The 534-nt window shown below is 60.3% G+C and carries 1 pseudogene; it reads right to left on the bottom strand.

What is annotated here, in order from left to right:
* Positions 1-16: 16 nt before the first annotated feature.
* A pseudogene (locus AC6CIG_RS29685) lies at positions 17-534 on the bottom strand (IS630-like element ISRm10-1 family transposase); the annotation flags it as partial.

Genomic DNA, 534 nt, shown 5'->3' with positions numbered 1-534 from the left:
CTAGAGCAGATCCTGTTCAATCCGGGTCATACCCGGCAGCCCTGAAGTAGTTGGCACACTCGTCAGGAGTGAAGCGGGGTATCAAGGCGCCGACTGCGTCCCACAGGGCATCGATCTTTCGCTCCGCGCGGCCTCGCAGCATGGCTTTCAGTTTTGAGAATGCATTCTCGATGGGATTGAAGTCTGGGCTATAGGGCGGGAGGAACATAAGCTTGGCCCCGGCGCGCTCGATGGCATCCCGCACACCGGATGTCTTGTGTGCTGGCAAGTTGTCCATGACTACGACGTCCCCGGCCTGAAGGGTCGGCAGAAGTACCTGTTCGACATAGGCCAGGAAGACGTTGCCGTTCATCGCGCCGTCGTAGACAAACGGTGCGGTCATTCCGGTTAGGCGCAAGGCGCCAGTGAAGGTCGTTGTCTTCCAGTGCCCGTGCGGTACGCCGGCCCGGCAACGTTCGCCTCGCAGTGCACGCCCGCGCAGACGTGCCATCTTCGTGGAAAGGCCGGTTTCATCGATGAAGATCAGCTTCTCCG

Source organism: Sinorhizobium sp. GQ132 (genome assembly GCF_059758575.1).
The sequence above is the reverse complement of the archived record's forward strand: the minus strand, read 5'-3'. Positions and strand labels throughout refer to the sequence as shown.